Origin of the sequence: Mesorhizobium sp. M7A.F.Ca.MR.176.00.0.0 (assembly GCF_004023165.1) — a bacterium.
Classification (GTDB): domain Bacteria; phylum Pseudomonadota; class Alphaproteobacteria; order Rhizobiales; family Rhizobiaceae; genus Mesorhizobium.
The window spans coordinates 10,700-18,368 of the sequence record NZ_RZTC01000070.1 but is presented as its reverse complement, the minus strand read 5'-3'; the positions used below and the strand labels follow the sequence as shown (position 1 = coordinate 18,368).

Sequence of the window (7,669 nt, the reverse complement as noted above, 5' to 3'; positions counted from 1 at the left end):
GCGATCCTGTTGCGAATGAAGTGCCCAAATCACGGCAACGACCACCGCCCGGTCGTGCGCCTTGATAAGGTTTTTTGGGTTACCACACAACGGCCCTGCTATCGTGGCCGGCTGGCTGCCTGGTGGATCTGGTCAACGGCCTCACGCAAGCCTGCTACTCCCGCTCCTTGCGCAGCTTCGCCCAATAGTCGAGCCGCTTCCTGATGTCGCGCTCGAAGCCGCGCTCGGGCGGATCATAGAAGGTCTGGCGGCCCATCTTCTCGGGAAAATAATCCTGCCCCGAAAAGGCATCCGGCTCGTCATGGTCGTAACGATAGCCGGCGCCGTAATCCTCCTCTTTCATCAGCTTTGTCGGTGCGTTGAGGATGTGCTTGGGCGGCAGCAGCGAGCCGTGTTCCTTCGCGGCCCGCGTGGCAGCCTTGAAAGCATTGTAGACGGCGTTGGATTTGGGCGCGGTGGCGAGATAGACGGTGGCCTCGGCAAACGCCAACTCGCCCTCGGGCGAGCCAAGATAATCATAGGCATCCTTGGCGGCATTGGCGACGACAAGCGCCTGCGGGTCGGCAAGGCCAATGTCTTCCATCGCCATGCGCACCAACCGGCGGCCTAGATAGAGCGGATCCTCGCCGGCATCGAACATGCGTGCGAGATAGTAGAGAGCCGCGTCAGGGTCTGAACCGCGTACCGATTTGTGCAGCGCCGAGATCAGATTGTAATGGCCGTCCTGGCCCTTGTCGTAGATCGGCGCGCGGCGCTGGACGATGCGCTGCAGTCCCTCGGGATCGAAGACCTCGCCGGGTTTGGCTGCCCGCCAGACTTCTTCCGCGAGCGTCAGCGAGGCCCGGCCGTCGCCATCGCTCATGCGGATGAGCATGGTCCGCGCCTCGTCGTCGAGCGGCAGCGCCCTGCCCTCGGTCTCCTCCGCCCGCACCATCAGCTTGGAGATGCTCTCCTCGCCAAGCGAATGGAAGACCAGAACGCGCGCGCGTGACAACAAAGCGGCATTCAGTTCGAAGGACGGGTTTTCGGTCGTGGCGCCAACCAGCACGACTGTCCCGTCCTCCATGACCGGGAGAAAGCTGTCTTGCTGGGCACGGTTGAAGCGATGGATCTCGTCGACGAACAGCAAGGTCTGGCGGCCATTGGTGCGGCGCAATTTGGCCGCTTCGAACACCTTTTTCAGGTCGGCGACGCCGGAAAAGACAGCCGATATCTGCTCGAAGGCCAGGCTGGTTTCGCCGGCAAGCAGGCGCGCCACGGTGGTCTTGCCGGTGCCGGGCGGCCCCCAGAAGATCATCGAGCCGAGCGAGCCGGAACCGATCAACCGGGTCAGCGCGCCGTCAGGGCCGGTCAGATGCTCCTGGCCGACGACCTCGCCAAGGTTTCTCGGCCGCAGCCTGTCGGCCAGCGGCCGCCCAGGTGGAGTCTTTTCCGGTTCATCGACGCTGAACAGATCGGCCATGCACTTCTTTTTCGTTGGAGCATGAGCCCGAATGCACGGAACCCAGCCCTAATAACGCAACACCTGACGCATTATCTGCCCGCCACGCTCGACGGTAAAGCGCCACCAGCGCGTATCCGTCCTGGCCGCCAACTCCAGGGTCGCCGCGGTATCGATGGTGGTGCCGTTCACCTCGCGCACGATGTCGCCCGGCTGGAAGCCGAAATCGGCGGCCGGAGAATCACGGTTGATGTCGACCACGGTGACGCCCTTGATGTCCGTGCGCAGGCCAAGCCGCTGCGCGAGCCGGGGCGACAGCTCCGCGACCTTGGCGCCCGAAAACGGGCTGCGGCCATGCAGCGTCACCTCGGCAGCTTTCATGCCTTCCGGAGCACGCTCCAGCGCAATATCCATCGCCGCCTGCTGGCCCTTGGTTAAAACCGCGAAATTGGCGGTGGTGCCGATCGACAGCGTCGCCATCCGGTAGTCCAGCGCTTCGATGCTCTCGACCGGCTTGCCATTGAGTTGCAGCACCACGTCGCCGGGCTTGAGTCCTGCCTTGCCGGCCGGACCGGTCGCTTCGACCGACGAGACCAGCGCACCGGTCGGCTTCTCCATGCCGAGCGATTCGGCGATCTGCGGCGTCACCGCTTCGAACTCGGCGCCGATATAGGGCCGCTCGAAGAAGTCGAGCCCGGCCTTGGCCGCGTCGGCAAAAGCGCGGACCATATTCGAGGGAATGGCGAAGCCGATGCCGATCGAACCGCCGCTGCGGCTATAGATGGCGGTGTTGATGCCGACCAGCTGGCCGCCCATGTTGATCAGCGCGCCGCCGGAATTGCCAGGATTGATGGCGGCGTCGGTCTGGATGAAGAAGCTGGAATCGGAGACGCCGATATGGCTGCGGGCCAGTGCCGAGACGATGCCGCTGGTGGTGGTCTGGCCGACGCCGAAGGGGTTGCCGATGGCCAGCAGCAGGTCGCCGACCTCAAGCGCGTCGGAATCGCCGATGGCGATAACCGGAAACGGCTTGTCCGAGGTGATCTTGAGCACGGCGAGGTCGAGTGTCTCGTCCTTGAGCAGCACCTTGCTGTCGAACTCACGCCCATCAGCGGTCGCCACCTTGACCCGGTCGGCATCCTTGATGACGTGGTAATTGGTGACCACGACGCCGGTCGGATCGACCAGCACGCCGGAGCCGAGCGAAGACTGTGCACGCGGCTGCGAGCGACCGAAGAATTCCTCGAAGAACGGATCGCCGTCGAAAGGCGACGTGACCTTGGCCGTCTGCGAGGCATAGACGTTGACCACGGCCGGGGCTGTCTGCTTGACCAGCGGCGCAAACGACAATTGCACCTCCTCGCGGCCGAAGGGTACGCGCTTGTCGGGACCAGCCGTGGCGTTTTCGCCTTCCACGCCATGCAGCAGGTCGGTCAGCACATCGGACAGGCCGGGATCGGTCTTCGTCTCCTCGGCCAATGACTGCCTGACCACCGGTGCGGCCGCAAACGCCATGATGGCGAAAAGCAGAACAAGGGGCAGTCTTCTGGCGCGCATTCGCGAATCCTCCAAGGCAAGTTCGGGGGCATTGTCCCGACGATTGTGCAAAATGAAAGGCTAAGCCGCTGAAATCCGACTATTTTGGGCAGCAAAACAGCTACAGCTGACCTTGAAACCGAAAACCTCGTGGCCCTGATGAAAAAACAACTCCTGTCTTTCCGTGACTTTTTGAAGACCGGTAGCTTGGGGCCGATCTCCCCCGACATGACAATGGCCGAGATTGTCGAAGTGCTCGGCATGCCTGAGCATGTCGATCCAGATTACTGGACGTTCGGAAAGCTCGAAATTTCCTTTGATATCACGCCGCCTCGCCAGATGAACTGGTTTCAAATTGAGCAGGCCAGTTACCTCAAAGGCGATTTGGAGGCTCTCACCACTCGCTTTGCACTCTCCCTGGACGGGTTCAGCGGAAAGACAAAGCCATCAGAGTTCCTGGGTGCCGGCCTTTGGACTCCAGATCAGGCCAAGGTTTTCTACGCGGCATCCGGCCATGACATCGGGATGAACATCTGCGCCGGACCGACTTCAGATACATTTTCATGTGGCTGCCGACTTCATCGGCAACCAAGATGCCGAAACCTATTTGAAGGCCTCCTCCCCGTCGCAAGCGATGGCGAAAATCGATTCTCGAGCCGTTCTCGACAGTATCTATTCATATCCTTACCCGAAGACTGAAGAGGTACCGGGTGCATTCGATTGGAAGCTGTTGAGCGGAAGCCAGTACCTGGCGCTGGCCGATGGACAGCAAACATCGGCAAACAAAAAAGGGGCCCGCAGGCCCCTTTGAAGTCATTTGGGAAAACCGAGCCTTATGCGGCTGCGGCATCCGTGTCAGCGCTTTCGGCTTCGATGCGAGCGCGGTCGCCGGCGCCCTTGGCCGAGACGTCGCGATCGACGAACTCGATGACAGCCATGGCGGCGTTGTCACCGTGACGGAAGCCCGCCTTCATGATGCGCAGATAGCCGCCATTGCGGTTGGCGTAGCGCGGCGCGATGGTATCGAACAGACGCTTGACGACGCCTTCATTGCCGATCTGGGCAATGACCTGGCGGCGGGCATGCAGGTCGCCGCGCTTGCCGAGCGTCACCAGCTTCTCGACGATCGGACGCAGGTCCTTCGCCTTCGGCAAGGTCGTGACGATCTGCTCGTGCTCGAGCAGCGACACGGCGAGGTTGGCGAACATCGACTTGCGATGGCTAATGCTTCGGGCGAAGCGACGGCCTTTGAAACCGTGGCGCATGGCTCTTTTCCTTCTTCAGTTGTTCAAGAGGCCGCGGCCTCTGATGGTTTTCCGCATGACCGTCGGATCGAGCGGCCCACGCCGCCCATCCTTGGAATTCATGCTCAATATTGGTCTTCGTAACGCTTAGCGAGGTCTTCGATGTTTTCCGGCGGCCAGTCCGGCACTTCCATGCCGAGGTGCAGGCCCATCGCCGCCAGGACTTCCTTGATCTCGTTCAGCGACTTGCGGCCGAAGTTCGGGGTGCGCAGCATCTCGGCTTCGGTCTTCTGGATCAGGTCGCCGATATAGACGATGTTGTCGTTCTTCAGGCAGTTGGCCGAACGCACCGAAAGCTCGAGTTCGTCGACCTTCTTGAGCAGCGCCGGGTTGAAGGCGAGCTCGGTGACGGCCTCGGCGGCCACTTCCTTCTGCGGCTCGTCGAAGTTGACGAACAGGCCGAGCTGGTCCTGCAGGATGCGGGCGGCGAAAGCCACCGCGTCCTCGCCGGTGATCGAACCGTCGGTGTCGATCGTCATGGTCAGCTTGTCATAGTCGAGAACCTGGCCCTCGCGGGTGTTCTCGACCTTGTAGGAGACCTTCTTGACCGGCGAATAAAGGCTGTCGACCGGGATCAAGCCGATCGGCGCGTCTTCGGCGCGGTTGCGGTCGGCCGGCACGTAACCCTTGCCGGTGTCGACGGTGAATTCCATGCGGATTTCAGCGCCTTCGTCCAGCGTGCAGATGACGTGGTCGGGGTTGAGGATCTCGACGTCGCCAACCGTCTGGATGTCGCCGGCAAGAACAGCACCCGGTCCCTGCTTGCGAACGACCATGCGCTTGGGACCATCGCCTTCCATGCGGATGGCGATTTCCTTGATATTCAAGACGATGTCGGTCACGTCCTCGCGCACGCCGGCGATGGACGAGAATTCATGCAGAACGCCGTCGATCTGCACGGCGGTAACAGCCGCACCGCGCAGCGAAGACAGAAGCACGCGGCGCAGCGCGTTGCCCAGCGTCAGGCCAAAGCCACGCTCGAGAGGCTCGGCGACCAGCGTGGTCAGCGTCTTCTTCTTCGACGAGAACTCGATCTTGTTCGGCTTGATCAGTTCCTGCCAATTTTTCTGGATCATGATGCTTTCCTTCCGTTGACCCGCCACCATCCAATCGTGGCGGGCGACCTGGAATGCCGCGGAGGAGCGCCCAAGGGCGCTCGCGCGGCGTTCGGTAAATGCTTAGACGCGACGCTTCTTGCGCGGGCGGCAGCCATTGTGCGGGATCGGCGTCACATCACGGATCGAGGTGATGGTGAAGCCGGCCGCCTGCAGGGCGCGCAATGCCGATTCACGACCGGAGCCGGGTCCGCAGACCTCGACTTCGAGCATGCGCATGCCGTGTTCCTGGGCCTTCTTGGCAACATCCTCGGCAGCCATCTGGGCAGCGAACGGGGTCGACTTGCGCGAACCCTTGAAGCCCTGGGCACCGGCCGACGACCAGGCAATCGAATTGCCCTGCGCGTCGGTGATGGTGATCATCGTGTTGTTGAAGGTCGAATTGACGTGGGCAACGCCCGACGAGATGTTCTTGCGTTCGCGACGGCGAACACGAGCGGCTTCCTTGGCCATGATAGTCCTTTCAGTTGATCTCTACACCGCCGTAATGCCAGCGGCTCCACCTTCGTAAGGGAGTAGGGGAATAGGGCAGTAAGGGAGTAGGGAAAAGTGCGACCCGACTGGCGGGCATTCCCTACTGCCTTACTCCCCTACTCCCTTATTCCCCTAAAAAATTACTTCTTCTTGCCGGCGATCGACTTGGCCGGGCCCTTGCGGGTGCGCGCATTGGTATGCGTGCGCTGGCCGCGGACCGGCAGCGAGCGGCGGTGACGCAGGCCGCGGTAGCAGCCGAGGTCCATGAGCCGCTTGATGTTCATCGAGACTTCGCGGCGCAGGTCGCCCTCGACCTGGTAATCGCGGTCGATGGTTTCGCGGATCTGCAGCACTTCCGCGTCGGTCAGCTGGTTGACGCGGCGCTCGGCCGGGATGCCGACCTTGTCGACGATCTCCTGGGCGAACCGCTTGCCGATGCCGTGAATGTATTGAAGCGCAATGACAACGCGCTTGTTGGTCGGAATGTTGACGCCGGCTATACGAGCCATGTTCTTCCCTTCTCCATGTGGGCCGGCCAATCCTCAAAAACGAGGCGGGCACGGCGCTGTCTTAAGTTGCCCCGCGTCCGGTGGAGGCCGGCCCATGCGGGAGTTTCCAGTTCAATGCGGCTGCCTTGCCCTTGCGGACAAGCAAAGCTCATGCCTGATAGGAAGACGGGCCGCCATACCGCAGCGAACCGCCTCCGTCAAGTGCAATCGTTAATTTCCCCGCACTGCGTCCTTGAGCACCGCTTCGATCTGTTCCGTCACGGCGTCGATATCGGCCATGCCGTCGACACTGCGGAGCTTGCCATTGGCATAGTAGTAGCCAATCAGCGGCGACGTCTTCTTGTAGTATTCCCTCAGGCGCTCTTCGAACACGGTCGGGTTGTCGTCCTTGCGAACGGGAAGGCCGGCGGCCTGCGCCTCGTCGGCGCGCTTGACGATCCGGCCAACCAGGGCCTTGTCGTCGACCACGAGCTCAATGACGGCGTCGAGGGCCTGGGAGCGATCCAACAGCATCTGCTCGACCGCATCCGCCTGCACCAGGGTCCGCGGATAGCCGTCGAGGATGAACCCCTTGGCGCAGTCGGGCTGATCGATACGCTCGGCGACGATCGCGTTGACGATCGCGTCGGACACCAGTTCACCGGCATCCATCACCGCCTTGGCGCGCTTGCCGACTTCGGTGCCTGCCTGGACGGCAGCACGCAGCATGTCGCCCGTCGAGAGCTGGGGTATGCCGTGTTTTTCTACCAGTCTTTGTGCTTGCGTCCCCTTGCCCGCTCCTGGCGGCCCAAGCAATATCAACCTCATCTGGCTTTCTTCCCCCCGCGCAGCTTCGACTTCTTGATCAGGCCTTCATACTGGTGCGCAATCAGGTGCCCCTGAATCTGCGCAACCGTATCGAGCGTGACACTGACCACGATCAGAAGCGATGTGCCACCAAGGTAGAATGGTACGCCAGTCGCCGAGATCAGGAACTCCGGCAACAGGCACACCAGCACCAGATAGATGGCGCCGACGACGGTGATGCGGGTGAGAACGTAATCGATGTAATCGGCGGTGCGCTCGCCCGGTCGATAACCCGGGATGAAGCCTGAATGCTTCTTGAGCTGGTCGGCGGTGTCCTTCGGGTTGAAGACAATCGCAGTGTAGAAGAAGGCGAAGAACGCGATCATCGCCGCATAGAATGCCATGTAGAGCGGCTGGCCATGGCCGAGCGCGGCCAGGATGGTGCTGGCCCAGGCCGGCATGTTGGCCGTCTGCGAGAAGCCCGCGACGGTAGCCGGCAGCAAC

General features: G+C 61.8%; 8 protein-coding genes and 1 pseudogene. 1 reads left to right on the top strand and 8 read right to left on the bottom strand.

What is annotated here, in order from left to right:
- Positions 1-154: 154 nt before the first annotated feature.
- Together EOB59_RS22045 and EOB59_RS22040 are read right to left on the bottom strand one after the other, a co-directional pair.
- On the bottom strand, positions 155-1,462 hold the full coding sequence (locus tag EOB59_RS22045) for a replication-associated recombination protein A (protein ID WP_127268774.1): 1,308 nt from the start codon (positions 1,460-1,462) through the stop codon (positions 155-157).
- Between the two features lie 48 nt (positions 1,463-1,510).
- On the bottom strand, positions 1,511-2,998 hold the full coding sequence (locus EOB59_RS22040; protein WP_128289225.1) for a DegQ family serine endoprotease: 1,488 nt from the start codon (positions 2,996-2,998) through the stop codon (positions 1,511-1,513).
- A gap of 129 nt (positions 2,999-3,127) precedes the next feature.
- Here EOB59_RS22040 and EOB59_RS22035 point away from each other — a divergent pair, with 129 nt between their 5' ends.
- Entirely contained in the window at positions 3,128-3,676 is a 549-nt protein-coding gene (locus tag EOB59_RS22035) for a hypothetical protein (protein WP_128289224.1), read from the top strand.
- Between the two features lie 134 nt (positions 3,677-3,810).
- Here EOB59_RS22035 and rplQ read toward each other — a convergent pair whose 3' ends face one another.
- The 6 genes and pseudogenes from rplQ to EOB59_RS36570 form a co-directional block, all read right to left on the bottom strand.
- Positions 3,811-4,242: a 50S ribosomal protein L17 gene (gene rplQ, locus EOB59_RS22030; protein WP_128289223.1), complete on the bottom strand. Its 432-nt coding sequence runs from the start codon at positions 4,240-4,242 to the stop codon at positions 3,811-3,813.
- A gap of 104 nt (positions 4,243-4,346) precedes the next feature.
- Positions 4,347-5,357 carry a DNA-directed RNA polymerase subunit alpha gene (locus EOB59_RS22025; RefSeq protein WP_023812081.1) on the bottom strand — a complete coding sequence of 337 codons (1,011 nt, stop codon included), beginning with the start codon at positions 5,355-5,357 and terminating at the stop codon, positions 4,347-4,349.
- 102 nt (positions 5,358-5,459) lie between these two features.
- Positions 5,460-5,849: a 30S ribosomal protein S11 gene (rpsK, locus tag EOB59_RS22020; RefSeq protein WP_006205444.1), complete on the bottom strand. Its 390-nt coding sequence runs from the start codon at positions 5,847-5,849 to the stop codon at positions 5,460-5,462.
- Positions 5,850-6,010: 161 nt separating this feature from the next.
- Entirely contained in the window at positions 6,011-6,379 is a 369-nt protein-coding gene (gene rpsM, locus EOB59_RS22015) for a 30S ribosomal protein S13 (protein ID WP_013531437.1), read from the bottom strand.
- Between the two features lie 210 nt (positions 6,380-6,589).
- Positions 6,590-7,186, bottom strand: coding sequence for an adenylate kinase (locus EOB59_RS22010; protein WP_128289222.1), 597 nt, complete (start codon positions 7,184-7,186; stop codon positions 6,590-6,592).
- A pseudogene (locus tag EOB59_RS36570) lies at positions 7,183-7,669 on the bottom strand (preprotein translocase subunit SecY); the annotation flags it as partial. The pseudogene EOB59_RS36570 and the gene EOB59_RS22010, both read right to left, overlap by 4 nt.

Coding starts and splice junctions, on each gene's coding strand:
- rplQ (WP_128289223.1), bottom strand. CDS start 4,242: ATGCGCCACGGTTTCAAAGGCCGTCGCTTCGCCCGAAGCATTAGCCAT.
- rpsM (WP_013531437.1), bottom strand. CDS start 6,379: ATGGCTCGTATAGCCGGCGTCAACATTCCGACCAACAAGCGCGTTGTC.
- rpsK (WP_006205444.1), bottom strand. CDS start 5,849: ATGGCCAAGGAAGCCGCTCGTGTTCGCCGTCGCGAACGCAAGAACATC.
- EOB59_RS22025 (WP_023812081.1), bottom strand. CDS start 5,357: ATGATCCAGAAAAATTGGCAGGAACTGATCAAGCCGAACAAGATCGAG.
- EOB59_RS22010 (WP_128289222.1), bottom strand. CDS start 7,186: ATGAGGTTGATATTGCTTGGGCCGCCAGGAGCGGGCAAGGGGACGCAA.
- EOB59_RS22040 (WP_128289225.1), bottom strand. CDS start 2,998: ATGCGCGCCAGAAGACTGCCCCTTGTTCTGCTTTTCGCCATCATGGCG.
- EOB59_RS22045 (WP_127268774.1), bottom strand. CDS start 1,462: ATGGCCGATCTGTTCAGCGTCGATGAACCGGAAAAGACTCCACCTGGG.